At 66.7% G+C, this 25330-nt stretch carries 21 protein-coding genes; 17 read left to right on the top strand and 4 right to left on the bottom strand.

Annotation, left to right across the window (positions count from 1 at the left end):
• The 15 genes from L1787_RS17370 to L1787_RS17300 all read left to right on the top strand — a co-directional run bounded on the left by L1787_RS17370 (position 1) and on the right by L1787_RS17300 (position 18213).
• Positions 1 to 1167, top strand: coding sequence for a dienelactone hydrolase family protein (locus L1787_RS17370; RefSeq protein WP_235710281.1), 1167 nt, complete (start codon positions 1 to 3; stop codon positions 1165 to 1167).
• Entirely contained in the window at positions 1164 to 2330 is a 1167-nt protein-coding gene (locus tag L1787_RS17365) for a hypothetical protein (RefSeq protein ID WP_235710280.1), read from the top strand. Before L1787_RS17370 ends, L1787_RS17365 begins: the two co-directional genes overlap by 4 nt.
• Before the next feature lie 99 nt (positions 2331 to 2429).
• Entirely contained in the window at positions 2430 to 3488 is a 1059-nt protein-coding gene (locus L1787_RS17360) for a glycosyltransferase family 2 protein (protein WP_235710278.1), read from the top strand.
• Complete coding sequence (locus tag L1787_RS17355; protein ID WP_235710277.1) at positions 3485 to 4633, top strand: glycosyltransferase family 4 protein; 1149 nt, start codon at positions 3485 to 3487, stop codon at positions 4631 to 4633. The genes L1787_RS17360 and L1787_RS17355 overlap by 4 nt, the downstream gene beginning before the upstream one ends.
• A complete protein-coding gene (locus L1787_RS17350) occupies positions 4630 to 5019 on the top strand; it encodes a hypothetical protein (protein WP_235710276.1) in 390 nt (129 codons plus the stop codon). Before L1787_RS17355 ends, L1787_RS17350 begins: the two co-directional genes overlap by 4 nt.
• On the top strand, positions 5016 to 7238 hold the full coding sequence (locus tag L1787_RS17345; RefSeq protein ID WP_235710275.1) for a GumC family protein: 2223 nt from the start codon (positions 5016 to 5018) through the stop codon (positions 7236 to 7238). Before L1787_RS17350 ends, L1787_RS17345 begins: the two co-directional genes overlap by 4 nt.
• Positions 7239 to 7241: 3 nt before the next feature.
• Positions 7242 to 8501, top strand: coding sequence for a glycosyltransferase (locus L1787_RS17340; protein ID WP_235710273.1), 1260 nt, complete (start codon positions 7242 to 7244; stop codon positions 8499 to 8501).
• 89 nt (positions 8502 to 8590) lie between these two features.
• Positions 8591 to 9376, top strand: coding sequence for a hypothetical protein (locus L1787_RS17335; RefSeq protein WP_235710271.1), 786 nt, complete (start codon positions 8591 to 8593; stop codon positions 9374 to 9376).
• A 48-nt stretch (positions 9377 to 9424) separates the two neighbouring features.
• On the top strand, positions 9425 to 10480 hold the full coding sequence (gene galE / locus L1787_RS17330) for a UDP-glucose 4-epimerase GalE (protein WP_235710270.1): 1056 nt from the start codon (positions 9425 to 9427) through the stop codon (positions 10478 to 10480).
• Positions 10481 to 11962, top strand: coding sequence for an oligosaccharide flippase family protein (locus L1787_RS17325; protein WP_235710268.1), 1482 nt, complete (start codon positions 10481 to 10483; stop codon positions 11960 to 11962). It begins immediately after the preceding gene.
• Positions 11959 to 12813: a methyltransferase, TIGR04325 family gene (locus L1787_RS17320; protein ID WP_235710267.1), complete on the top strand. Its 855-nt coding sequence runs from the start codon at positions 11959 to 11961 to the stop codon at positions 12811 to 12813. Before L1787_RS17325 ends, L1787_RS17320 begins: the two co-directional genes overlap by 4 nt.
• Positions 12810 to 14039: a polysaccharide biosynthesis/export family protein gene (locus L1787_RS17315; RefSeq protein WP_235710265.1), complete on the top strand. Its 1230-nt coding sequence runs from the start codon at positions 12810 to 12812 to the stop codon at positions 14037 to 14039. The genes L1787_RS17320 and L1787_RS17315 overlap by 4 nt, the downstream gene beginning before the upstream one ends.
• 9 nt (positions 14040 to 14048) lie before the next feature.
• Positions 14049 to 15458, top strand: coding sequence for a hypothetical protein (locus L1787_RS17310; protein WP_235710263.1), 1410 nt, complete (start codon positions 14049 to 14051; stop codon positions 15456 to 15458).
• A 226-nt stretch (positions 15459 to 15684) separates the two neighbouring features.
• Positions 15685 to 16428 (top strand): NAD(P)-binding domain-containing protein, encoded by a 744-nt coding sequence (locus tag L1787_RS17305; RefSeq protein ID WP_235710262.1) that lies wholly within the window; start codon positions 15685 to 15687, stop codon positions 16426 to 16428.
• 306 nt (positions 16429 to 16734) lie between these two features.
• Positions 16735 to 18213: a calcium-binding protein gene (locus L1787_RS17300; protein WP_235710260.1), complete on the top strand. Its 1479-nt coding sequence runs from the start codon at positions 16735 to 16737 to the stop codon at positions 18211 to 18213.
• A 93-nt stretch (positions 18214 to 18306) separates the two neighbouring features.
• Here L1787_RS17300 and L1787_RS17295 read toward each other — a convergent pair whose 3' ends face one another.
• Positions 18307 to 20802, bottom strand: a complete 2496-nt coding sequence (locus tag L1787_RS17295; RefSeq protein WP_235710258.1) for an arylsulfatase — start codon at positions 20800 to 20802, stop codon at positions 18307 to 18309.
• Positions 20803 to 21184: 382 nt separating this feature from the next.
• Here L1787_RS17295 and aqpZ point away from each other — a divergent pair, with 382 nt between their 5' ends.
• Positions 21185 to 21928, top strand: coding sequence for an aquaporin Z (gene aqpZ / locus L1787_RS17290; protein WP_235710256.1), 744 nt, complete (start codon positions 21185 to 21187; stop codon positions 21926 to 21928).
• A gap of 15 nt (positions 21929 to 21943) precedes the next feature.
• Here the strand turns inward: aqpZ and L1787_RS17285 are convergent, their stop codons facing one another.
• Complete coding sequence (locus L1787_RS17285) at positions 21944 to 22558, bottom strand: LysE family translocator (RefSeq protein ID WP_235710254.1); 615 nt, start codon at positions 22556 to 22558, stop codon at positions 21944 to 21946.
• Positions 22558 to 23019, bottom strand: coding sequence for an Lrp/AsnC family transcriptional regulator (locus L1787_RS17280; protein WP_235710252.1), 462 nt, complete (start codon positions 23017 to 23019; stop codon positions 22558 to 22560). Before L1787_RS17280 ends, L1787_RS17285 begins: the two co-directional genes overlap by 1 nt.
• 398 nt (positions 23020 to 23417) lie before the next feature.
• Here L1787_RS17280 and L1787_RS17275 point away from each other — a divergent pair, with 398 nt between their 5' ends.
• The gene (locus L1787_RS17275; RefSeq protein ID WP_235710250.1) at positions 23418 to 24326 is read left to right on the top strand and encodes a DMT family transporter; all 909 of its coding nucleotides are present in this window, start codon (positions 23418 to 23420) and stop codon (positions 24324 to 24326) included.
• Between the two features lie 36 nt (positions 24327 to 24362).
• On the opposite strand, the gene L1787_RS17270 is transcribed toward L1787_RS17275, so the two are convergent.
• The gene (locus tag L1787_RS17270; protein WP_235710248.1) at positions 24363 to 25211 is read right to left on the bottom strand and encodes a LysR family transcriptional regulator; all 849 of its coding nucleotides are present in this window, start codon (positions 25209 to 25211) and stop codon (positions 24363 to 24365) included.
• Positions 25212 to 25330: the final 119 nt, after the last annotated feature.

Raw genomic sequence — 25330 nt, 5'->3', positions numbered from 1 at the left:
ATGACGGCAGCGCGCTTCATCATCTTCCTCATCTTGATCGTCGTGCTCGCCGGCATCCTCTTCCTATGGGTGGCGGCGGGCGGGGCCACGGTCGCGAAGGAACATGCGCGCCGCGTGCTGTCGCCGGCGGTCAGCGTGCCTCACCCGACCGGGGCGCACAGGGTTGGACTGCAGACGCTGACCCTTTCGATCGACGGCACCGCCATACCCGTCGACGTGTGGTATCCGTCGGCCACGCCCACAGCCTCGCTGTCGCAGAAGGCACGCGGGGCGATGCGGACCGTGACGCACCCGACCCACGCCTCCGCGCAGCCCGGCGCGCCGCTCGCCCGCGCGACGAAGCGCCTTCCCCTCATCGTCTACTTCCCCGCCTGGTTCTCGACGCGGGAGGACAACAGCTACCTCCTCGCCGATCTCGCGAGCCACGGCTTCGTCATCCTCGCGCTCGACGACATCGTGCACAATCGCGGCCTCGGCGATCCGCGCCTTCTCGATGCGAGCCTCGATTACGGCTCCGACGAGGGCTTTGCCCGCTCGCTCGTCCTCGCCGGGGCCCGCGTCCACCTCGCGGGGGTGACGGCCGCACGCGCGGTCGACGATTTCGCCCGGCAAAGCCCCTGGGCCGAAGCCGTCGACACGGGGCGGATCGGCGCGCTCGGCTTTTCCTTCGGCGGATCGAGCGCGGCCGAGTTCAGCAAGATCGATCCCCGCGTCGCCGCCGTCGTCAATATGGAGGGCTCGACCTACGGCGCGTCCGGCGAGAGTGGGGTCGACGTGCCTTATCTCTTCCTGTCGGGCGGCGCGTTCTTCACCCCGGTCTCCGATCTCGCGAGCCCCGACGGGGCGATCCGCTACGAAGCGCAGCTCACCAAGATCGAGCTCGCCCGCCTCTTCGCCGCGCCGGAGACCACCGAGACGCTGGTCATCCCGCCCGCCTCCCATGTCGATTTCTCCGACCGCCGCGTCTGGCCGGGTCGCGCCGACGCCGCCGGCGACCCGCTCGCCCGGGCCGCACTCTCCGAAGCGATCCATGGCGCGGTGATCGGCTTCTTTGAAACGACGCTCGGCGACGAGCGCCACGCGCCCCTCGCCGAAAGCCTTCCAGACGTCCTCGACCTCGATACCGCACGGGCGCTCGCCCGCGAACGCGGGAGCATCCTTCCATGAGAACGATCGACATTCCTCACGATTTCTGTGTCACGACGCGGCGGCGCTGGCTCGTCGGGGCGGCCGCAACGGTCGCCGGCACGCAGGCGCTCGCGAGCGCATCACCCGCCGACGCCGCCCCCCAGCGCGATGTCGCCTCCTGCACGCCGCACCAGGCGATCGGCGACGGCGCCTCTCACCCGCTCTCGGAGCGTTATCAGAGCCTCGAAGCCGCACGCGCCGACTTTCCGGCCGCCACGAGCCTCGACGATGAGATCGACTGGTGCGCGATCCAGAGCGCGCTCGACGCCACCGCCCGAACCGAGGCCGGCGGCGGGGTCTACCTTCCCAATACCGGGGCGGCCTATGTCCTCAACCGGGGCCTCCGCCTCAATCCGGCGCGAACCTCGGTCTATGGCGACGGCACGCGGCTCGACTTCACCCGGCTCCCGGAAAAGTCGAACGCCGTTCACTTCGCCGCCGACAGCAGCCCGCAATACGGGCACGAGCGGACCGCCTTTCAAGGCTTCGAGCTGATCGGGCCGGGACGCGCCTCGACCTACACCGCCGGGCTCTTCTTCCACACGGATCTGCCGGCCCATTCGAGCCGGACGGTGATCCGCGACTGCGCGATCCACGGCTTCTATACCGGGATCCTGATGGGCGACCGGGCCTATATCATCAGCTTCGACCACATCTCCGTCTATCATTGCCGCTCGGCGCTCGACTGTCCCTATGACCTCGAGGACGCCGGCGAAGGCGTGTCCTTCAATCAGTCGGCGCTCTTCAACTGCGAAAATCTCGTGGTGAACACGGCGGGCTTCGAGCTGCGCTTCGTGAGCTGCTCGCTCGATTATTGCGAGCGCGTCGTCTGGGACAATAACGGCATCATCGACTTCGTGAGCTGCCGGATCGAGATCCGGCCGCCATCGACGCCCCCCTTCCACATCGCGGTCGGCCGCATCGACTTCTTCGGCGGCTTCTTCCTGATCAACGGGAAGGAGCCCCCGAAGGTCGACCAGCTCTTCGCTTTCAACGACCCCGGCGCCGCCGTCCACATGACGAGCCTTCGCGGCTGGAATTGGAAGACGACGAGCGGCCGCCTCACCAAGGGGCCGGGCAAGATCTACTGGGTCGAAGGGCGCGAGATCGACATGCCTCCCGGGCGGACCTGGGGGGATTGAACGATGGCCCGCACCAAGACCGACACGCCGACACGATCGCCCCTCGCCCCCCGGCGAGACCGACCCGGCGCGCCGAATAAAACCCGATTGGAGGACGGAATGGGCACGTGGCGACCCGACAGTTTCGCGTTCAAGGCCCGATCGTCGGGTCCGCACAGGTGCGCAGTTTCTCGCAGCCGCGAGGGCGCACCGCTCGGCACCGACGTTCGGCAGACCGGCATCCCGGTCGATCTCGTCACCCTTCTCGCGCCGAGGGACGAGCCGTCCGACCTCACCATCGCCGTCGGAATTGCGACGCGCGGCCGGGCGCCGATCCTGCAGGAGACGCTGCACGAGCTCGACCGGCAATATCGCCGGCCCGACCGGGTCATCATCTGCGCCACCGAGCCCGCCGACCTCGACGGTATCGCCTTCGGGCCGGGCACCCTCACCGTCCTCTACAGCGATCCGGGCCTGCCCCGGCAGCGCAACAAGATCCTCGACGAGGCGGGCGACGCCGATATCGTCGTCTTCCTCGACGACGACTTCCTTCCCGCGCCCGACTATCTGTCCGAGATGGAAGCGGCGTTCGCGAACGACCGTTATCTCGCCGTCGCCACCGGCACCGTGATCGCCGACGGCATCACCGGCCCCGGCTTCAGCGCCGAGGAGGGCCGCGCGGTCCTCCTCGACGACTGGATCGCCCACGGCCCGATCGACAAGCGGATGGATCCGACCTTTTGCGGCTATGGCTGCAACATGGCCGTGCGCATGGAGACCGTTCGCCGGCACGGCGTGCGCGTCGACGAGCGGCTGCAGCTCTACGGATGGCAGGAGGATGTCGACTTTACCCGCCGGCTCGGCCGGCATGGCGGGATCGCGCGCCTCTCGGCCGCGCGTGGGGTGCATCTCGGGACCAAATCGGGCCGCGGCTCGGGCCTCAATCTCGGCTACTCGCAGATCGCGAACCCGCTCTATCTCGCTTATAAGTCGAGAGGCGGCGCCTATCCGCTCAGCTACGCGCTGATCCGCATCAGCCGCAATCTCGCGGCCAATGTCGGAAAGGCGCTGACGCCCGAGCCGTTCGTCGATCGGCGCGGCCGCCTCAAGGGCAATCTCCTCGCGATCAAGGATCTCGTGTCCGGGCGCCTGCGGCCCGAGCGTGCGGGGCGGCTATGATCGGCTCCGTCGCCACGACCGCGCGGGCCCTCGGCCCGACACTGAAGGCTCCGCTCAAGTCCGCCTATCTCGCGAGCTGCCGCACCCTGGCGCACCTGCGCCTCGGCCGGGAGGACGCACGACGCGACCTCTCGCGTCTCGCGGTCGTCGGGATGCTCGGCCGGCGCAACGGCATCGGCTCCGGCGCGAAACTCCACTTCGACGCCCTCGCCCGCGAGCATCCCGGAACGCAATTGATCGACGGCACCGCGGCGCTGCGCAATCCGCTCGCTCACGTCCCGCACGAGACGGCGACGGCCTACATCTTCCACTGCGCCGCACCGCAGACGGCGACACTCGTGCAATCGGTCCTGCCGGAGGCGGCGAAGGCGTACCGGATCGGCTATTGGGCCTGGGAGCTGCCCGACCCGCCGCCCGGCTGGCGCGAATTCGGCTCCCTCGTCTCCGAGATCTGGGTGCCCAGCCACTTCGCAGCCCACAGCCTCGGCCAACTGTTCGACCAGCCGATCCACGTCGTCCCCCATCCGATCGACCCGGCGACGCCCCGCCAGCACCGGCAAGGGGATCCTTTCACCGTCCTCGTGATGGCCGACAGCCGGTCGAGCCTCAGCCGCAAGAACCCGGTGGCCGCCATCGCCGCCTTCGAGCAAGCCTTCGGCGCCGATCCCAAGGCCCGCCTCGTCGTCAAGCTCCATGGCGGCGGTTCCGAGGCGCGGCGCCTCCTCGAAAAGGTCGAGGCGATGGCGAACGCGACGGTCATCACCGGCTTCCTCGACGAGGCCGCGCTCGTCGCGCTCTACCGGGAGAGCGACGTGATCTTGTCGATGCACCGGGCGGAGGGGTTCGGCCTTCCCCTTCTCGAAGCGATGGCGCAGGGCGTGCCGGCGATCGCCACCGGCTGGTCCGGCAATGTCGACTTCATGTCGCCGCGCGATAGCGTGCTCGTGCCGTATACGCTCATCGATGTCGTGGACGATGCGGGGATCTATGGCGGCAGCCAATGGGCCGATCCGAGCGTCGACGCGGCCGCCGAAGCTCTCGTGCGCCTCGCGAACGACCGCCACGCCTACGAGGCGCTCGCCGCGCGGGCTCACGCCGCCGCCCATGACGCGCGCCGCCGCTTCTCGACGGAGACGCTGTCATGACCGGCCCGCGCACCGTGGCGCGCCGGCCGGACGCCTGCCGGGCCTACAGCAGAAAAGCGAGCGCGACCGCGCCCCAGAAGACGATCAATGCAACGAAAACGGCAAGGCGGATCCGCCTGCCGTTCCAGAACAACAGGTCATTGTCGTTCGGCAATAGTCCGCTCCCCCTGCTTTCGGCCATGCGTCGCACCGTCATCGGCGGTCCGTCCTTCACCCTCGCTTCGTCGCGGCCAAACACCCGCACGTCCGGGGCGCGGCGATCCACATCCCGGCATACGCGACCTTTCGAGGAGAAGCACGGACACGCCGACAAGTTCCACCCCCGCTCGCAACAGGCCGCACGCCGCGATTCGATCGCCCCGACGGCGAAAGAGCCGTGCATATGAACATCCTTAATCGCAACGATATCGTGCCGCTGAAGACCGTCGAGCACGAAACTCAAACCGCCGAGACCGTCGATCTCGGTCGCGTGATCCAGATCATCTGGGCCGGCAAGTGGACGATCGCGGCCTGCCTCGTCGTAACGATGCTCGTCGCCCTCTACGCCTTGCGCCAGGTGACGCCGCAATATTTCGCCGCGGCGACGGTCCTCCTCGACGATCGGCAGAAGAACGTCACCAACGTCCGCGCGGTGGTGGCCGACCTGTCGCTCAGCGCCTCCGTGGTCGCGGGCGAGGTGTCGGTGATCCGGTCGAACCTTCTTCTCGGCAAGGTGGTCGATCAGCTCGATCTCGTCGACGATCCCGACTGGGATCCGCGTATCGAGCGGCCGAAAGGCGCCGTCGACCGCATCGTCGAAACGTTGCGCGGCTGGATGCTGTCGGCGAAGACCAATCTCGGCCTCGCCGAACCCGCGGCGCCGCTGCCGGAAAAAGCGCCCGACCCCCGCGACCCGCGCGATCTCGTGATCGGCATGCTGCAACAGCGCCTGTCGGTGAACCGCGAGGGCATCTCGCACGTCCTCAATATCGGCTTTACCGATCCCGACCCGCAGACCGCGGCCCGCTTCGCCAACGCGATCGCGAAACGCTATATCCAGGATCAGATCGACCAGAAGCGCCAAACCACCGAGGACGGCAGCGTCTGGCTGAACGAGCGCATCGCGCGCCTCAAGGATTCGGTCGAGCGGACCGAGGCGGACGTCGTCGCCTTCAAGGCCTCGCAGGCGCTGACGGTCGGCAGCGAAGACACGATCAACCAGCAGCTCGCCCAGCTCAACCAAGAGCTCACCCGCGCCCGCGGCGCCCGCGTGATGGCCGAAGCGCGCTATGACCAGGTCCACGAGCTCCTCGAAAGCGGCGGGATGCCGGCCGCCGCCTCCGCCCTCACCTCGCCCCTCATTCTGACCCTCAGCCAGCAAAAGGCGGAGCTCCAACGCCGTCAGGCCGAGCTCGGCAAGAAATACGGGCGCGAGCATCCCGACCAGGTCGCCGTCGCCGCCGAACTCGAGGATATCGACCGCGCCTTCGACGTCGAAGTCGGCAAGGCGGTCGCCGCGCTGAAGAGCGATGTCGCGGTCGAACTCGCCCGCGAGCGGGAGCTCGACGCGGCGATCAAGGAGCACGAGGAGCGCCTCGTCGAGATTTCGCGCAACTCGGTGCGGCTGCGCCAACTCGAACGGTCGGCCGACGCGACGCGCGCGATCTACGAGATGTTCCTCAACCGCTACATGGAGACGACGCAGCAAGCCGAACTCCAACAGGCCGACGCGCGCATCATTTCGGTCGCCAACGCACCCTTCTCCCCCGCCTATCCGCGCTCGAAGCTGGTGCTCGCGGCGGCGGGTGGGTTCGGCCTCTCGATCGGCATCGCGCTCGTTTTCGCGCTGGCGCTGACGGCGAACCGGGTCGAGACACCGCACGAGGTGCGCACGCGCCTGCGCCTGCCGGTGCTGGCCGCGCTCCCCAATGTCAGCCGGGTGCGCGGTCGCGGCTGGATCCTGCGCCAGCTCTCGCGCCGCTCCCTCACCCCGTTCGCCGAGGCGGTGCGGGCGCTCCGCGCGGCGCTCAACCTCGAACAGCTCGGCGGGGAGAGTCTCGTCCTCATGGTCTGCTCGGCCGAGACCGGCCAGGGCAAGACGACGACTTCGACTTCCCTCGCCTCGGTGATGCAAGTGATCGGCCGGCACGTCGTGATGGTCGAATGCGACGTGCGCCGCCCGGTGTTCTGGGAGGTGTTCGGCAATCGTGCGAACCGCACGGCGCGCGTGCCGTGCCTTGCGGACTATCTGAAGGGCACTGTCGAGCCCGACCAGGTGATTCAGCACCATAAGCCGACCGGGATCGACTACATCCCCGCCGCCGTCCACCCGATGGGCGGGGCCGATCTCTTCTCGACGCCACGCTTTCAGATCCTCCTCGACCATCTCGCCGACATCTACGACGTCGTCATCCTCGACACGCCGCCCCTCGTCGAAGCCTCCGACGCGCGCGTCGTCGCTCGCTATGCCGACGTCGCCCTCCTCGTGGTCGCCTCCGGGCAGGAGAGCCTGCCGATGGTCGAGCGGGCCCTTCGCATCCTCGCTGACAGCGACGTTCGCGTCGCCGGCGTCGTCCTCAACCGCGCAAAGCGCGCCGTCCTCAGCGGCGGATCGGTGGGAGCCTGAGCCATGCAATATCCATTTGGAATCGCATCCGAGACCGAAGGCGGCCCGCACCTCGATCATGACGGCCGCACGCGGACGCGGCGCAAGATCGCCATCATCTATTATTGGCTGGTCAAGATGCGCGGCGGCGAGCGCGTCCTCGAGGAGATGCTGAAGCTCTACCCGCAGGCCGACATCTTCACCCATGTCGCGATCCCGGAGCGCCTCTCCGACATCATCCGCGCCCACCGGATCACCGAGACATTCATCGGCCGGCTTCCAGGGGCGCGGGCCCATTACAAGGCCTATCTGCCGCTGATGCCGCGCGCGCTCGAAGAGCTCGACCTGTCGGGCTACGACCTCGTGATCTCGGTGGAATCGGGCCCCGCGAAGGGGGTGATCGTGCCGCCGGGCGTGCCGCACATCTGCTATTGCAACACGCCGATGCGCTATATCTGGGACCAGTACGGCTTTTATTGCCGGTCCATGGGGACGGTGCAGCGCTTCGTCTTCGGTCACGTCGCCCATCAGCTTCGCCAATGGGACGTGTCGACGGCGGCGCGGGTCGATCATTTCGTCGCCAATTCGAGCTTCGCGGCCGAACGGATCCGCCGGTATTATGGCCGCGAGTCGACGGTCATCAATCCGCCGGTCGACCTGTCGATCTATCGGCCCGGCCCGCAGCGCCGCGGCGCGCACTTCCTCTTCATCTCCGAGCTCGTGCCCTATAAGCGCGCCGACATCGCCATCGAGGCGTTTTCGCGGCTCGGCCTGCCCCTCACCGTCGTCGGCTCGGGTGACGGCGCCGCCGCGCTGAAGCAGAAGGCGGGGGACAATGTCCGCTTTCTCGGCCGCGTCCCGAACGAGGAGCTCGCCGTGCTCTATCGCACCGCGCGGGCCGTCATCTTCCCGCCGCTCGAGGATTTCGGCATCGTTCCGGTCGAGGCGATGGCCTCCGGCGTGCCGGTCATCGCCTATGGCAAAGGCGGCGTGCGCGACAGCGTCATCGACGGGGAAACCGGGCTCTTCTTCGACACCCAGTCGACCGAGGCGCTCATCGAAGCGGTCGAGCGGTTCTGCACGATCGAGGACCGCTTCGATCCGGAGCGGATCGTCGCCCAGGCGCGCCTCTTCTCCCAAGAGAGTTTCCGCCAGCGCTTCGGCGCGCTCGTCGAGCGCACGATGCATGCGCACGAGACGCGGCCCTTCCTGCTTCCCGTGACCCTTCCCCCCCAAGAGGCCGCCCGCGCTCAAGGAGCCGAGCCGGCCCTTTCGACCTGGTGAGCGACAGTGGCGCCGTCGGTCGGTTTCCCGGATTTCCGCCGCCCCGTCCGGGGGCGGCGACCTCGTCCATAATCAAAAGGAATACGACCATGAATACGTCAGAGGCGCGTCTCACCACCCTCGATCCGGCCGAGATTTCCAAAGAGCTCGACCGCAATGGCGTCGCCATCATCAGAAATTTTGTCCCAGCCCAAGAGCTGAAGCGGACGCAGGACACTATAAAGTCCATCGCCAGCGCCAATAACGGCGAGTACGTCTTCATCGAAGGCACCGACGGGCTCGACGGCACCTTCCTCGAGACCTGGGCCCGCGATCCGGCGATGCTCGCCTTCGGCCGTGCGGTCTGCGAACACGCGCTGAGGCGCTCTTTGCCCAGCATCGCGGGGCGGCAGACCGTGCGGATCCTGTGCGGGGAAAGCGGTCAGGCCGAGTCGCTGATCTTCCATTACGACTCCTACGTCCTCACCGCGCTGATCCCGGTCATCGCCCCGGAGGCCGGGAGCGGCGGCGACTTCGTGATCTTCGCCAACCGCCGCCCGCTGCGACGGACCTATCTGCGCAATCTCGTCGACCGGATCGGCCTCGACAACAAGATCGTCCAGCGCTCGCTACGCCATCGCTATGCCGACGGCGCGTTCGTCCGTGTGCCGCTCGAGCCCGGCAGTCTCTGCCTCTTCTGGGGCTATCGCTCGGTCCACACCAACGACCGCTTCCGGCCCGATCAGATCCGTTGCACCGCGATCCTTCATTTCGTCGATCCGCACGCCAACAGCGTCTTCAAACGCGCTCTACGCCGCTCGGGCCGCGCAAAGCCGCCGCGATCGCAGCCGCTATCAGACAAAAACCATGAACAATATCATAATCTTACGCGATAGACGCCGACCGAGGCGCGTCCCGTGCCGCAATGAGGAGGTGCGGTCAGTATGTCGAACTTCATCCTGGTGACGGGCGGCGCCGGTTATGTCGGCTCCCACACGTGCAAACGCCTCGCCGCGCGCGGCTTTCGGCCCGTCACCTACGACAATCTCGGCCAAGGCCATGCCCGCGCCGTGCGATGGGGACCGCTCGAAGTCGGCGACGTATGCGACACCAAGCGTCTCATCGAGGTGATGCATCGATACCAGCCGGCGGCGATCGTCCATTTCGCGGCGAGTTCGCTCGTCGGCGAGTCGGTCGCCAATCCGGTGAAATATTATCGCGCCAATGTCGGTGGCACGATCTCGCTGATCTTCGCCGCCCTCCAGGCCAACGTCGACCGCCTCGTCTTTTCGAGCACCTGTGCGGTCTATGGGACGCCCGAGCGCCTTCCGATCACCGAGAGTGAGGCGAAGGCGCCCGTCAGCCCCTATGGGCGCTCCAAGCTGATGATGGAAACGATCCTGCGCGATTGCTGCACGAGCTACGGGCTCGATGTCGTCGCGCTGCGTTATTTCAACGCTGCGGGCGCCGATGCGGACGGCGAGATCGGCGAGGCCCACGACCCCGAGACCCACCTCGTCCCGCTCGTCCTCGGCGCGGCGCTCGATCCGGCGCGGCACATCACCGTCTTCGGGACCGACTATGACACGCCGGACGGGACCTGCATCCGCGACTATATCCATGTCGAGGATCTCGCCGCGGCGCACGTCGCGGCCGTCGAGCGGCTGATCTCCGGCGATCTCAACGGCTTCCGCACGTTCAATCTCGGCAGCGGGACGGGGATTTCGGTGCGCGAGATCATCGACTTCGTTCAGGCGATGACCGGCCGGGCGATCAACGTGCGCGAAGGCCCTCGGCGGGAGGGCGACCCGCCGATCCTCGTCGCCGATCCCTCCCGTGCCGAGACCGCGCTCGACTGGCGGGCCGAGCGGTCCGACCTTCAGACCATCATCGGATCCGCCTGGGCCTGGATGAAGCGCACCGCGCCCCAATCCTCCGGCGATCCCGACCCTGATCCGGCCGACCGCGTCCAACCCCGCACCGCCGTCGGAGAGCATTAGATGGCCGACATCGCCCGAAAATTCGGCGGAACCACCGTCCTCGGCTCGGGTGTGGCGACGGCGGTCGCCCGGGGCCTCTCCCAGCTCGCCCAACTCGCGGTCCTCATCGTCGCGGCACGCTATCTCACCCCGGAACAGTTCGGCGTCTTCGCCCTCGTTTCGGCCTTCGCGGTGATCGCCCTTCAATTCTCGGAGGCGGGGTGGAGCGAACTGATCATCAGCTGGAGCGACACCGAGGAGACGATCCGGGAGATCACCCTGGTCGCCTGGCTGACGGGCCTCGCAATCGGAGCGCTCGGCATCGGCGCCGCGCTTATCGCCAACGCGCTCGACGCGGCGCACCCGATCGCCCAGCTCATCGCGCTCTTCTCGGTGTGGATCTTCCTGTCGACGGTCGCGGCGACACAGAGCGGCATCCTCATCCGCCGCGAGCGCGTCGTCTATTGGGCGGGCTTCCAGATCTGCGGCGATCTCGCGGGGCTGGTGACGGCCATCGCCCTCCTCCATCGCGGCCATGACGTCACCGCCCTCATCTGGGGCCGCCTCGTGCAGCAGACCTTGCTGGTCGGCGGGGCGCTCACCGTGAGCCGGCTTTTTCCGGCGGCCCGCGTCGGGCGGGAGACGGCGATCTATATCGTCCGCTTTTACGGGAGCGTTCTTGCGACCCGCGTCCTTGCGACCTTGCGCTCCTATGTGGCCACGATCTTCATCGGCATGTTTCTGGGGCTCGCGAGCGCCGGCCTCTACCGGGCCGCCGATCGGCTGATCGGCGCGATCTCGGAGTTGATCGTCGATCCGGTCCGCGTCATCGCCTGGGTCGTGTTCCGCCGCGCCGCGACACGGGCGAGCGCGGCGGGGCGGCCGGCATCGGAGGGCCTTCGCGAGAGCGCCAACACCTTCCTGCCGATCATCCTCGCCGTCGCGACGCCGGCCTTCTTCCTCGTCGGCTGGTTCTCCACCGAGCTCGTGGCCTTCGTCTTCGGCGACCGCTGGAAGGAGGCCGGGCTGATCATGGCGATCCTCGCCGCCTCCCGCCTCCTCTTCATCCCGAGCAGCGTCACGCTGATCCTCCTCTCCCTCGTCGGCGAGGTGCGGCGCTTGCCGCCGATCTCGTTGCTGAACTGCCTCGTCGCCATCGCCCTCGTCTTCGCGACGGCGCATTTCGGCCCGGCGGCGGTGGCCCTCGGCGAGGTCGGCGCGGGGGTCGTCGCGATCGCCACCTCGATCTATCTCCAGGCCCGCTATGCGGGCATCGACTGGCGCACCATCCTGCTGCGCTCTGTCTTCATCGTGCCGACCCTGGTGCTCGGCCTCCTCGGCGGGATCGGCCTCACCTCGGTCATTGCCCGTCTCGGCTGGCCCGACATCATGACGGCCGCCCTCGCCTCGCTCTGCGCCCTCGCGATCTATGCGCTCTGTGTCGCCCTCGTGCGTCCCCGCGTCGTGCGCAACGCCGCTCATCACATCGGAGGACGATCATGAGTCTTGCAAAGTCGACCTTGCTCCCTCTCCCGCTCGAACGGGACCGCTCGCCGCGGCGCCTCCTGTCGCGCCTCAAGAGCCTTCCCGCGATCGCCGCGTGTCGGAGCGAGTTCTGGCTGCGGCCGCATCATCGCTCCTTCATGGGCGCCTACCGCACCTTCGCCGAGGCGATCGCCGCCGCCCCGACGTCGAGCCTTGCGGGCTGCGACCATGCCGAAATCGCCGAGATCGGCTTCGCGACGATGTGCGAGCTCGCCATATGGGACTATCCGGTCCTCTTCTGGCTCGACCGGCTGGGGGACAGCGTGACCGACATCCTCGATGTCGGCGGCCATATGGGCACGAAATTCCGCGCCTTCGACCCGCACCTCGACGTGCGCTCCCGCTACCGCTGGACCATCGTCGAGACACCGGCGATCTGCGCGGCCGGCCGGCGACGCGCCGAGGCCGACGGTCTCGCCGGCGCGCTCGCCTTCATCGACGATCCGGCGAAGGCGCCGGCCGCCGATCTCCTCCTCGCCTCCGGCGTTTTCCAATATATCGACGCCTCGTTTGGCGATCTCGTCGCCCGCCTCGAACGGCCGCCCGCCCACATCCTCCTCAACAAGGTCGCGACCCGGACGGGGCCGACCGTCGTGACGCTGGAGCGGATCGGGGCCGCGCACGTGCCCTATCAGATCCGCTCGCTCGGCCCGTTCCTCGACGATGCGGCGGCGGCCGGATACGAGGTTGTCGACGAATGGACGATCCCCGACCTTTCCCACCGCGTCCGCTCCCATCCCGAGCTCGGTCGCAGCGTGAGCCGCGGCTTTTATCTGCGCCGCCGGGACGAGACGGGAGCGGCGTCATGATCCGCCTTGCTTTCCTTCTGCCGGCACTCCTCGCGTTCCTCGGCGCGGTGACACCCGCCGCCGCACAGGTCGACTACCGCCTCGCCGTCGGCGACATCGTCGAGTTCGACATCCTCAACGACGATGACGCCCCGCGAAAATTCGTGATCGACAACAATGGCGAGGTGCAGCTTCCCTTTGTCGGCGGCGTCAGGATCGCCGATCTCAGAATCTCCGAGGCGCATGACGCGATCACCGACAGCTATGTCGGGAACGAGATCCTCGTCGATCCGATGATCAGCCTCTCGATCGCCGAGTATCGCCCCGTCTTCGTCCTCGGCGACGTGAAGACGCCGGGCTCCTACGGCTTTCAGCCCCTGATGACGGTCGAACAGGTGATCGGTCTTGCGGGCGGCGTCTCGACCCTCCTCAACAACGAGGAGGAGCGGATCCTGTCGCGCGCCACGATGCGCGGCCAGCTCCAATCGATCGAGGCCGATATCGCGCGCCAGGCGGTCTGGATCGCCCGCGTCCGGGCCCAGCTCGCAGGCCGCAACAGCATCGCCGAGGACGATCTGCCGACGATCGCCGGGATCGAGCTCGATCCCGAATTCGTGGGCCAGCTCAAGGTCACCGAGGAGAAGATCATCTCCGTCGAGGCGAGCGCGTTCGCCCAGGATACCGGCGCCCTCAAAGCCTCCGTCAAGGCGGCGACCAACGAGGTCGAGTTGATCGAAAAGCTGGTCGAGAACCAGGAAAAGACGATCGCGTTCTACGAGGAAGAGGTCGATCGGTCGAAACAGCTCCAGGATCGCGGCCTCACCGCGCGGGCCGAAGTCGGCCGGCGCGGACAGGAACTGATGAACGCACAGAGCGGTCTCCTCCAGATCTACGGCGAGATTTCCCGCGCCCGCCGCAACCAGGGTGAGCTCGAGCGGAGCCTCGCCCAAAAGATCGCCGAGCGCACGCAAACCCTCCTTCAAGACCAGCAGGAGCGGCAATTGATGCTCGAAAAGCTCACGAAGGAGTACCGCTCCGTCGAGGGCCAGCTCTCGCTGCTGACGAGTTGGAGCGAGGCGGAGAGCGTTCGGGCGAGCACGGCGAAGGTCTTCATGTCGATCCGCCGCAACACCGGCGGCACCTCGACGGTGATCAAGGCGGGACCGACGACGGGCCTTGCGCCCGGCGACACCCTCACCGTGACGGTGGAGCGCGAACGGCAGATCGCGCTCGACCTCGAGCCCTGAGGCGATCCGGTGCAGATCTTCCCGATCACGCCGATCATCTTCCTCCTGTGGGCCTTCACGGCGGTGCGCAGCGTGGAGCGGGCCTTCGCGGTGTCGGCGCTCACGCTGCCGTTCGGGATGATGGCGATCTTCACCCTCCCTTCGGTCGGCGGGCTCACCCTCCTCGCGGTCCACGTCATGATGGCGCTCACCATCGGCCTCATCATGCTGCGTCTCACGGTCGATGCCTTCGACGGGCAGCCGGTCCACCTGCCGCAGAAGGCGATCCCGCTCGCGATTTTCTCGATCTACGCCGTGTTCTCCGCCGTCATCCTGGTGCGCCTCTTCGCCTATCAGTTCGACGTCTTCTCCCTGTCGCGCAGCACGGAGGGAACGGCCGTCAGCATCTACTTCAAGTCGTCGCTGACCCCGCTCCAGCCGGGCAGCTCCAACATTTCGCAGACGGCCTATATCCTCCTCAGCACGGGCGTTTTCCTCGCCTCCTGGGGCGTCATCCGGCGAACGGGCCTGTCTTATTTCGAGCGGATCATGCGCGGGATCGCCTATGTGAATATCGTGCTCGGCGCGATCGGCCTCGCCGGTGCCGACGCGATCCTGGCGCCGGTCCAGACGGCGACCTACGCGCTCGCCGACTCGCAATTTTCCGCAGGCTTTCCGCGCAATATTGGTGGCTTTTCCGAACCCTCTTCATTCGGCGGCTTCAGTTCGGCGATCTTCGCTTATTTCGCCGCGAGCTATCTCACCTCGCGCCGCCCGATCGAGGGGCTGATCGCGCTCGCGACCCTCGTGATGACGCTGTCGTCGTTGTCCGCCAGCGGGTTCGTCGGCCTCGCCGCCGCAGCGCTCATCCTCGCATGGCAAGCGCGATGGGCCGTGTTCGGGCCCTATCCGCGCGGGCTCGCCCTCGGGTTCGGGCTCGTCTTGTGTCTCCTCGTCGCGCTCGTCTGTGTCATCCTGATCGCGACGCCGCTGCCGGACATGATCGCAAAGCTCTTCGGCGAGATCATCCTCGACAAGGCGGAGAGTGAATCCGGGCTCGAACGCGGCGCGTGGGCGGCGAACGGCATCCTCGCCTTCGGCGAGACCTACGGCCTCGGTGCCGGCGTCGGCTCCCTGCGCTCCAACGGGCTCGTCTCGGTGATCCTCGGCAGCGTCGGCATTCCGGGGCTGATCGCCCTCACCGCCTTCATCGGCAGCACCTTCGCCCTGCCCGTGACACTCGCGGCAGGCACCACCGCACGGCGCGTCTTTCTCGGGACTCGCGCCGCGGCCGCCACCCAGCTCGCTGTCATGCTGACGAGCGGAACGGTGCCCGATCTCGGCATCCTCTTCATGCTGATCGCCGCCGCCGCCATCGTCGCCCGCGAGGCCGGATACCGAGACCGGCCGGCCGGCTATCTCGCGATCACAGCGGGATAGACCAGACCCCGCGGCCGGGTGTCGGCGCCGCCGCGAGGCCGGCTCGGCGCCCACCGATCGTTCCGCAACGCCGCAGCCCTCCGCCCATGACCGCCGCACCATTCGCGGCACGTCTTTGTTCAAAATGGACATGTCGTGCCTTGGTGTTGCGGTGTGCCTGCGCCTACGCTTTCGGCCTTCATTGGCGATCGCGAATCGCGTCGGACAAACGCGGAGAGCCACGGCGTTGCGGATTGGAATTCTCGGCCTCGGAACGATCACCTCGGCGCTCGTCGAGAGCATCGCCGGCGACGGTCACGCGATCACCGTGTCACGCCGCAGCGCCGCCAACGCAGACCGTCTCACCGCGCGTTTCACCAATGTCGAGGCGGCCGACAACCAGGCCGTTCTCGACGAGAGCGACGTCGTCTTCATCGGCCTCATGGCGGATGCTGCCGACGCGATTCTCGCGCCTTTGCGGTTTCGGGAGGGCCAGACCGTCATCTCGCTGATGGCCGACGCGTCCTTCGCCCACACCGAGGCCGCGATCGCCCCCGCGAGGATGGCGGCGCGAATGATCCCCTTTCCGCCGATCGCCGCCGGCGGCTCGCCCATTCTCACCTTCGGCGACGACGCGCTCGTCCATGCCCTGTTCGGCGCTCGCAACGCGATCTTCCCGCTGGCGAACGAGGCCGAGCTCGCGGCCTATCTGTGCGCGCAGGCGGTGCTGTCGCCCGCGACGAGCCTCGTCGCGAGCGCGGCGGCGTGGCTCGGCCCGCACGTGTCCGATCAGGAGACCGGCGAGGCGTTCCTGCGCACCCTCGTCGGCTCGAGCCTTCTCGGCACGCCGTGCCATGCGCTTCTGCGCGCCCTCGACACGCCGGGCGGCTACAATCAGCGCCTTCGCGACCACATGCTTGCAAGCGGGATGGACAAGGCCGTCAGGTCCGGGCTCGACGATCTGCGCGGGCCGCCGGACGAGGAAACATGACCCGTGCCGCTCGGCCGGGCCTGCTCGCGCCGTCAGGTCCGTTTCTGAGGGTCACGATTCAATGACTCACCGTTGTTGCACAAACCGTATAGTTTCAACCTTGCAACGCAGGCCAATCGCTACGGCCTTACTTCAACGAAGGAAGGCCGTCTCCCCTCTCCCCTTCTCGATGCGGGAAACCTGTCGCCGATCCCGCTCTCATCCCAGCTCGACTGTGACCGACGGTGGCGCGTCCGGATGTGGCGGGCTGAACGGTGACGCCTCGCCTTTTGCCAATAAACCGCGAAACGAACCAAGGAGCGCACGATGCCTGACGGTTTTCCCATCAGCCCCGTTACACTCAAAGTCAATAATTTCATGTTCGGCCCGAACTTCGTCAAAGGTTTGGCCGATCAGAACAACGAATACACGATCGTCTCCGACACGCTGGCGGTGCTGGAGTTTTCCGGCGGCTTCGACGGCACGACGACCTACGTCCAAGAGCTTCATGGCAGAGGCTTCGGCATCGACGCCAATGGCCGCTATACGGGCGTCGTGACCTCGTGGACCGGTTATGACAAGGCCAACCCCGAGAACTCTTGGACGATGTCCAAGCTCAACTCGTCGCTCGATCGTCTCAACGAACAGGCATCGGATCCCGGCGTCACCTTCCAGGATCTGCTCGTCATCCCGCTCGCCTATCGCTTTATCGGCGACGAATTCGCCGACGTCTTCCTGACCGGCTCGTTCGACGATTTCGCCCGCGGCTTCGGCGGCGACGACGAGTTCAACGGCCTCTCGGGCAACGACACCCTGATCGGCGACGACGGCAACGACTTCCTGACCGGCGAATCCGGCAACGACATCCTGCGCGGCGGGACCGGAGACGACACCCTCGTCGGCAATCTCGACAACGATACGCTGATCGGCAATTCCGGCGACGACCTGATCGACGGCGGCGAGGACAACGATCTCATCCGCGCCGGCAGTGGCAATGACAGCGTCATCGGCGGCACGGGCGACGATATCATCATCGCCGGCGCGGGCCATGACACCGTCTCCGGCGGCACCGGGGCGGATCGCATTCTCGGCAATGGCGGCGACGACCGGCTCATCGGCGGCCGCGGGGCGGACACGATCGACGGCGGGGCGGGCAACGATTCGGTTGCCGGCGGCATCGGCGACGACCGACTCCATGGCGGCGACGGCAACGACATCGTGCGCGGCCAGAGCGGCGCCGATCGCATGTTCGGCGACGATGGCGACGACACGCTCGTCGGCGGTCACGGCTCGGACAAGTTGTTCGGCGGGGACGGCAACGACAAGCTGTTGGGCGGTCAGGACGAAGACACGATCCGCGGCGGCGGTGGCGACGATGTGATCAATGGCGGCGACGGCACGAACTATCTGTTCGGCGACGACGGCGATGATTTCATCCGCAGCGGATCGGACACCGACCAGCTCTTCGGCAATCGCGGCGATGATCGGCTCGTGTCGGGCGCCGGCGCCGATTTCCTGAACGGCGGCGCCGGCAACGACATCCTGTCCGCCAACAACGCCGACGGCAGTGGCGACAAGGCGGCGGACTTCTTCATCTTCGAGGCGACGTTCGGCCATGACGTCATCACCGATTTCGAGATCGGCTTCGACGGCCTCATCATGATCGGCGTTGCGGAAACGGACGTGACGACCACGATCTCCGGCGACGATGTTTTGATCACCGCGGCTATCGGGACGGGACAGAGCATCCTCATCGAAGGCGTCGCCGGCGAGTTCAACCCGGACACCGATATCGTCTACGCCTAGGACGCGACCGGGGTCCCTCGTTCGCGACGACGACCCGCCCGGCGCCATCGCCGGGCGGGTCGCGATCCGGCCGTCATTCGGCCGCCTTGCGCCTCAGTCGCTCGCCTTCAGCATCGCCGCCTTCATCTTGGCCTTGTCGGCGTCCGAGATCTGCGGCCGCTGGAGCTTGATCGTCAGTTTGTCGAGCGTCGCGGTCAGCGGGAATGGCGGGGTATAGTCGGCATCATTCACGCCGGTGAGCGTGTCCGATCCGATGTCGAAACTCTCGTCCCACTGAAGAATGATCGGAATGGACTTTTCGATCCGCTTGGTGTCGACGACCGCACCGTCGACTTTCAGCGTGCCGGTGCCGGGCCGGCCGAGCCCGCTCATGTCGTTATAAGCGAGCGTTCCGAGCCCGAGCCCTTCATAATCGAACGCGAACTCAATGGTGTGCCGGCCGGGGGTCAGCGCCGTCTTCCCCTCCCATTTCACCCGATCGAGATCGACCAGATTCCAGAGAAAAACCGGCTTGCCGTGGAGAAGATAGAAGCCGTATCCGGCGAAGCGGCCCCCCGAGGTGAGGATCATGCCCTCGCCGCCTCCCTCCGGCACGTCGATCTCCGCGGTGATCGTGTAGGAGGTGTCGAGGAGGACCGGCGAGTCACCTTGCGGCAAGCCCACCATCGGCCGCGTATAGACGAACTCGTCCCGGCCGGCGGTGATGTTCGGTCGTGGCGCGATCAGTCTCTGGCCCACCGACGCGTCGAGCGGGAAGACCTGATAACGGGTCGCCTCGCGGATGAACGCGTCCTTCAGGCGCTGCACAATGTCGGGATGCTGGGCGGCGACGTTGGTGGTCTGGGTCGGATCGGACTTGAGGTCGTAAAGATCCAGGACCTGGTTGTTGAGCGGGTCGAGGTTCGGGGCGACGAAGGCCTCCCATGGGGCGCGGTTCACCTCGGTGCTCAAGAACCAGCCGTCCTGCCAGAGCGCCCATTGGCCCATCATCTCGAAATATTGGGTGTCGCGCGGCGGCGAGGCGTCGGCGTTCGCCGGGTCGAACAGATAGGCGAAGCTCTTGCCGTCCATCGGCGCCTGGGTGATCCCGTCGACGCTCTCGGGCGCGGGAATGCCGGTCACATCGAGAAGCGTCGGAACGATATCGATGACATGGAGGAATTGATCGCGCCGCGCGCCCTTGTCCCGGATCCGCTTGGGCCAGGAGACGACCATGTTCTGCTTGATGCCGCCGAGCTGCGAGGCATTCTGCTTGAACCATGGGAACGGTGTGTCGAACGCCCAGGACCAGCCGGCCGCCATGTGATTGTAAGTCTCTTCCGTCCCCCACACGTCGTACCACTTCATCTGGTCTTTGACGGGGATCGCGTTGATCCCGTTGAAGTACGCCACCTCGTTCGGGGTGCCGAGCAGGCCGCCTTCGGCGCTCGTTCCGTTGTCGCCGTTGATGTAGATGATCAGCGTGTCGTCATATTCCCCGATGTCCTTCAGGAATTGCACGACGCGGCCGATCTCATGATCGGAATAGGCCGAATAGGCCGCAAAGACGTTCGCTTGGCGCACGAAGAGCTTTTGTGCGTCCGCATCGAGCTGATCCCAGGTGTCGATGTGCTCGGTCGGCCAGGGATTGAGCTTCGTGTCGGCCGGAAAGAGGCCGAGCGACTTCTGGTTCTCGAAGATCGTCTCCTGCAACGCATTCCACCCCGCATCGAAGAGGTGCATACCCTCGATCGTGTCGACCCATTCGCGCGTCGGATGGTGCGGGGCGTGCGTCGCGCCGGGGGCGTATTGGATGAAGAACGGCTTCGACGGGTCGGTCTGATGGACCCGGCCGATCCAGTCGATCGCATCGTCGGCCATCGCCGTGACGAGATTCCAGCCCGGCTTACCCTCGAACGGATAGATCTGGGTGGTGTTGCGGAAGAGGTTCGGCTGCCACTGGTTCGCGTCACCGCCGACGAAGCCATAGAAATACTCAAAGCCCATGCCGCTCGGCCATTGCGTGAACGGGCCGACCTGGCTCGCTTCGAACGCCGGCGTGTTGTGGTTCTTGCCGAACCAGGCGGTCGCATACCCGTTGTCGAGGAGGATCCGGCCGACGGTCGCTTTGTCGTCGGCGATGATGCTGTTGTAGCCGGGAAAGCCGGTCGACTGCTCGGAGATCACGCCGAAGCCGGCATTGTGGTGGTTCCGCCCGGTGATCAGCGCGGCCCGCGTCGGCGAGCAGAGCGCCGTCGAATGAATGTTGGTGAAGCGGATCCCGTCCTTCGCGAGGGCGTCCATCGTCGGCCATGGGACCACGCCGCCGAAGGTGCTTGGAATGCCCCAGCCGGAATCGTCGATCAGAATGAGAAGAACGTTCGGCGCATCGGCCGGCGGCGCGGCGCGCGGCGGCCACCAGGGCACCGAGTCGATGGCATCGGTCTCGATCGTGCCGCCGAAGGCCGGCGGCGGCGGCGGTAGCTGCAATCCGTTCAGCGTCGTGGTCGCATTCGGTGCGCCCGCCGGCTGTTGCGCCTCGGCCGAACCACCGAGGTGAAAGACGAGCGTAACGGCGAACGCCGCGACGAGCTTACGCAAGTGGCGCATCCTCCCCTCCCTATCCTGGCCGCGCTTGGATGTCGGCAAGACCTGCTCAATAAAAAATGCACCGCATCGGTAAATTGATGAAAATCAATATTCGGCGCGGCTGCCCATTTGAGCAAACCGACAAGTGATGACGTCTTTGTATATTTGCACGATCCACGCGAGCCGAAATCCATGAGAATTGGCAATATGTTCTAAAGTAGTAGACAGCCGAATTGGATAGATTTACTTTTTCATCCCTGGTGAGACAGCCGGCACGGCGTCGTCGCCCGCCTTCGGGGCCGCCGCGATCACGCGGCGCCCAACAGGTGCACATCGAGTCGAACGAGCGAATCCAGTTTCACGCGTGCGCTCCGCTGCGCTTCAGCGGCCATGGGAGGGTTCGATGCAAAACGACATGACACGGCGCATCGTTGCGGAGTTTCTCGGAACATTCTGGCTGGTGTTCGGCGGATGCGGCGCGGCGATCTTCGCCGCCGCGTTCCCCGAGCTCGGGATCGGCTTCGTCGGCGTTGCCTTCGCCTTCGGCCTCACGGTGCTCAGCATGGCCTACGCCGTCGGGCACGTCTCCGGCGGCCATTTCAATCCGGCGGTGACGCTGGGGCTCTGGGCGGCAAATCGGTGCCTCAACAAGCATGTGCTGCCCTATATCGGGGCGCAGGTTCTCGGCGCGGTCCTCGCCGCCGCACTGCTGTGGTTGATCGCGTCGGGCAAGCCCGAATGGGTACCGGGCTCCTTCGCCGCGAACGGCTTCGGGGCGCTCAGTCCCGGCAAATACAGCTTCGCCGCCTGCTTCAGCGCCGAGCTCGTCGCGACCTTTTTCTTTCTCCTCATCATCGTCGGCACGACGTCGAAGGGCGCGGCAAGCGGGTTCGCCGGCATTCCGATCGGCCTCAGCCTCACGCTGATCCACCTCGTGACGATCCCGATCACCAACACATCGGTCAATCCGGCGCGCAGCACCAGCCAGGCGCTCTTCGCCGGCCCCGATTATATCGGCCAACTCTGGCTGTTCTGGCTGGCGCCGATCCTGGGGGCGATGATCGCCGGCCTCGCGACACGGCTCATCTACGAGCCCGAAGCCCTCGTTTCGACGACCATCGTGGAATCGCGCAGCGTCTCGGCCTGAACCCGGCCGGGCGCGTCAGACGAGGGCCGAGCCGATCGCCCATATCCCGAAGGCGATCAGCACGGCCCCCGACAGACGCGAAACCCAGCCGGCGAAGCGCTCCGGCAGGCGGTGGCGGGCGAGCGCCACTCCGCCGCTGAGGACGCACCACCACAGCATCGAGCCCGCAAAAACCCCCGACACGACGAGAGCGGCGCCCCCCGCTCCCGTCCCCGAGGCAAGGCCGAGGCCGGCGAAGATCGCCGCGAAGGAGAGGATCGTCATCGGGTTGGTGATCGTGAGGAGGAATGTCGCCCCCGTGATGCCGAGGAGGTCGCGCGCGGAGACCGCCGCCGCCGCCGTTCGCTCCGTCGGCGTCATGCTCGTCAATCCGAGCCACACCATGAAGGCGCCGCCCACGAGGCGAAGCGGCGTATCGATCTCACCGAGGATGCCGGAAAACGTCGCAAAGCCGAGCGCGGCGAGCGCCGCATAGACCCCATCCGCCAACGCCGTGCCGAACCCGCCGGCGATCCCGGCGACATAGCCCCGCTCCAGCGTCCGGTTGATGCAAAGCGCCCCGATCGGCCCAAGTGGCGCCGCGACGGCGAGCCCGAGGATGAGGCTCTTGAAGAACAAGACCGGTTCCATCAGCCGCCCTCCGCCTCCCCTTTCTGGACATAGGCCCCGGCAACCGGGGACGAGAGCGCGATCACCGTCTCGCTGCGGCCCAAGAATTTACGCCCCTTGAGGTTGGCCAAGACGCCTTCGATCGACGCGGTTTCCCCGACACGGATCTTCATCAGATAGGACCAGCCCCCCGTGACGTGGTGACATTCGAGGATCGCCGGCTCGGCCTCGGCATAGCGGCGGAATGCGGCCTCGTCCGCGTCCTCGCGCAGGGCGATCCACACGAACACCAGCGTATCGAGCCCCATCGCGGCCGGGTCGAGCTCGACCGTGAAGCGGCGGATCGCGCCCGCGGCCGTCAGGCGCCGGATCCGCTCGTTGACGCTCGACGGCGACAAGCCGACGGTTCCGCCGATATCGGCGAGCGAGCGCCGCGCATCCGCGGACAACAGGTCGATGATTTTGCGGTCAAGGTCATCCATATCCACAAAATATGCGGATATGGAAACATTTTCAATTCATTTTAAGGTTCGGAGCGCGACATTCCGAGATATCTTCATTACCCGGAGTGGCCGCCCCGCAAGGGCGTCCCAAACCCCCGCCGAGCCACTCGACAGGCTCTGCCCGTGCCTCCCGAGGCGTCATCCCGTGAAAATTGCTCGGACGAGACCCACAACGCCGGGTGGCAACTTGTCGCGGACATTCATCCTGCGGTGTCAAACGGCAAGCCGCGCGCGACGGCCACCCGTCCGATCCCGCATCGGCATTGACCCGCCCTTTCGCGGGCGGACGACATGGGGCCGACCGCGCCCGGCGGCCTCGCGGTGATCTTCGCCGTGCCGCCCTTGCGTCCCGTTCCGCGCCGGGCGATAGCGACATCATGACACTCATCCCTGCTACCGCGGCTCCCGCTGGTGAAACCAACACAGTGCGCGGGGTCGCCTTCATGGTGGCCTCGACGATCATTTTCGCGGCACAGGATGGATTCTCCAAGGCGCTGGCGGACAATCACTCCGCCGTCTTCGTGACCATGTGGCGCTATTGGGCGTTCGGCGCGGTGTGCTTGCTCCTCCTATGGCGCACCGGCTTTCGCGCCGGGCTCACCTCCGGGCAACCGCGCCTCCAGATCCTGCGCGGCGTGCTGCTCGCGCTCGAGATCTGCGTCGCGATCGCCGCCTTCGCGCTTCTCGGTCTTGCGGCCAGTCATGCGATTTTCGCCTTCATGCCGCTGCTCGTCGTCGCCCTCTCCGGCCCGATCCTCGGCGAGAAGGTCGGCTGGCGGCGATGGACGGCGGTGGGCGTCGGGCTCATCGGGATGATGCTGATCATTCAGCCGGGCGCGCGTGCGCTGACGCCCGAGCTCGGCGTCGCGCTGCTCGCGATGTTCATGTTCTCGGCCTATCAGCTCATGACCCGCCGCGTCGCCCGCACCGACACGGCGATGACGAGCTTCTATTATACCGGCGTCTTCGGCGCGGTGACGATGACGCTGATCGGCCCGTGGTTCTGGTCGTGGATGACGCCCACCGAGGTGATGATGATGCTCGTCCTGTGCATGACCGGCATGGGCGGCCATTATCTTCTCATCAAGGCGTTCGAGGCGGCCGAAGCCTCGGCGATCCAACCCTTCACCTACCTTCAGACGGTGGCCTCCTCCGCCATCGGCGTCGCCATTTTCGGCGAGATCGTCAGCCCCTGGACGATCCTCGGCGGCGCGATCGTGATCGGCGCCGGCCTATTCGCCTTCTGGCGCGAGCGGGTCCGCGCAAAGGCGGCGAAGAGCGTCTAGCATGTGGCGCCGGCGGGAACGCGCGCCGGGCGTTCTCTAAGCCGCCGCGATCAGCTCGGCTGACAGGTCCATCGCCGGCGACCAGTTCTCCCCGGCACGCCGAACGAGGCCGATATCGCGATAGATCGGCTCGGGAGTCACCGGCAGCGCGCGCACCGTTTCGGGAAGCGGCAACAGCGCTTCCGAGAGCGGCACGAGCGCGACGCCGAGCCCGTTCGCAGCCATCGCCACCATGCCGGCGAGGTCGTCGACCTCGAGCCCTTCGCGCAATTTGACCGAGGATTCGCGCAAGAAACGGTCGAGATGACGGCCGGCGAACGAGCCCCGGTCATACCGGATGAACGCGTGCTCCTCGATCAGCACACGCCAGTCGTCCCCCTCGATCCCGGCCGGCACGACAAGCGCGTAAGGCTCGCGGACGAGCGTCGTCCATTGAAGATCGCGCGGCAGGTCGAAGGTCGGCCGGGTGATGATCGCAAGGTCGAGCAGCCCGGTCTCGATCCGGTCCATGAGATGCAATGAGAGATCGGGCGCGACATGGATCCGGCAGCGCGGAAACCGCTGCCGGAACGGCACCAGCGCCCGGGCGAGGATCGTCGGCTGCGCGGAGTTGATCGCGCCGATCCGCATCATGCCCGGCGCCGTCTCCTCCGCCTCGGGCGCGGCGAGCGCGTCGACGCTCTGCAGAATCTCTTCGGCGCGCTTCACCGTCCGCCACCCGGCCTCGTTGAGCACCGCCGACCGGCCCGTCCGCTCGAAGAGGGGAAAGCCGAGGGTGTCTTCCAAGCGGCGGATGTGACCGCTGACGGCAGCCTGCGTCAGGCCGATGCGGTGACCGGCGGCGGCGAAAGTGCGGTGGCGCGCGACCGCCACGAGTGTACGCAATTCGGCGAGCATGACGATTGATAACGTGGCGTGATGCTCAGAGCAAAGAGATATTGATTTTCGTTATCTGTTCGGCACGTTACATCCCTCCCGCTTGATCTCGGCAGCACGACGCCGAT

Origin of the sequence: Acuticoccus kalidii (genome assembly GCF_021556395.1) — a bacterium.
Lineage (GTDB): Bacteria > Pseudomonadota > Alphaproteobacteria > Rhizobiales > Amorphaceae > Acuticoccus > Acuticoccus kalidii.
This window is presented reverse-complemented; position numbering and strand designations above follow the sequence as displayed.

What these genes read in the sequence shown, in the direction of transcription:
- L1787_RS17370 (WP_235710281.1), top strand. Translation starts at nt 1, where the DNA reads ATGACGGCAGCGCGCTTCATCATCTTCCTCATCTTGATCGTCGTGCTC.
- L1787_RS17365 (WP_235710280.1), top strand. Translation starts at nt 1,164, where the DNA reads ATGAGAACGATCGACATTCCTCACGATTTCTGTGTCACGACGCGGCGG.
- L1787_RS17360 (WP_235710278.1), top strand. Translation starts at nt 2,430, where the DNA reads ATGGGCACGTGGCGACCCGACAGTTTCGCGTTCAAGGCCCGATCGTCG.
- L1787_RS17355 (WP_235710277.1), top strand. Translation starts at nt 3,485, where the DNA reads ATGATCGGCTCCGTCGCCACGACCGCGCGGGCCCTCGGCCCGACACTG.
- L1787_RS17350 (WP_235710276.1), top strand. Translation starts at nt 4,630, where the DNA reads ATGACCGGCCCGCGCACCGTGGCGCGCCGGCCGGACGCCTGCCGGGCC.
- L1787_RS17345 (WP_235710275.1), top strand. Translation starts at nt 5,016, where the DNA reads ATGAACATCCTTAATCGCAACGATATCGTGCCGCTGAAGACCGTCGAG.
- L1787_RS17340 (WP_235710273.1), top strand. Translation starts at nt 7,242, where the DNA reads ATGCAATATCCATTTGGAATCGCATCCGAGACCGAAGGCGGCCCGCAC.
- L1787_RS17335 (WP_235710271.1), top strand. Translation starts at nt 8,591, where the DNA reads ATGAATACGTCAGAGGCGCGTCTCACCACCCTCGATCCGGCCGAGATT.
- galE (WP_235710270.1), top strand. Translation starts at nt 9,425, where the DNA reads ATGTCGAACTTCATCCTGGTGACGGGCGGCGCCGGTTATGTCGGCTCC.
- L1787_RS17325 (WP_235710268.1), top strand. Translation starts at nt 10,481, where the DNA reads ATGGCCGACATCGCCCGAAAATTCGGCGGAACCACCGTCCTCGGCTCG.
- L1787_RS17320 (WP_235710267.1), top strand. Translation starts at nt 11,959, where the DNA reads ATGAGTCTTGCAAAGTCGACCTTGCTCCCTCTCCCGCTCGAACGGGAC.
- L1787_RS17315 (WP_235710265.1), top strand. Translation starts at nt 12,810, where the DNA reads ATGATCCGCCTTGCTTTCCTTCTGCCGGCACTCCTCGCGTTCCTCGGC.
- L1787_RS17300 (WP_235710260.1), top strand. Translation starts at nt 16,735, where the DNA reads ATGCCTGACGGTTTTCCCATCAGCCCCGTTACACTCAAAGTCAATAAT.
- L1787_RS17295 (WP_235710258.1), bottom strand. Translation starts at nt 20,802, where the DNA reads ATGCGCCACTTGCGTAAGCTCGTCGCGGCGTTCGCCGTTACGCTCGTC.
- aqpZ (WP_235710256.1), top strand. Translation starts at nt 21,185, where the DNA reads ATGCAAAACGACATGACACGGCGCATCGTTGCGGAGTTTCTCGGAACA.
- L1787_RS17285 (WP_235710254.1), bottom strand. Translation starts at nt 22,558, where the DNA reads ATGGAACCGGTCTTGTTCTTCAAGAGCCTCATCCTCGGGCTCGCCGTC.
- L1787_RS17280 (WP_235710252.1), bottom strand. Translation starts at nt 23,019, where the DNA reads ATGGATGACCTTGACCGCAAAATCATCGACCTGTTGTCCGCGGATGCG.
- L1787_RS17275 (WP_235710250.1), top strand. Translation starts at nt 23,418, where the DNA reads ATGACACTCATCCCTGCTACCGCGGCTCCCGCTGGTGAAACCAACACA.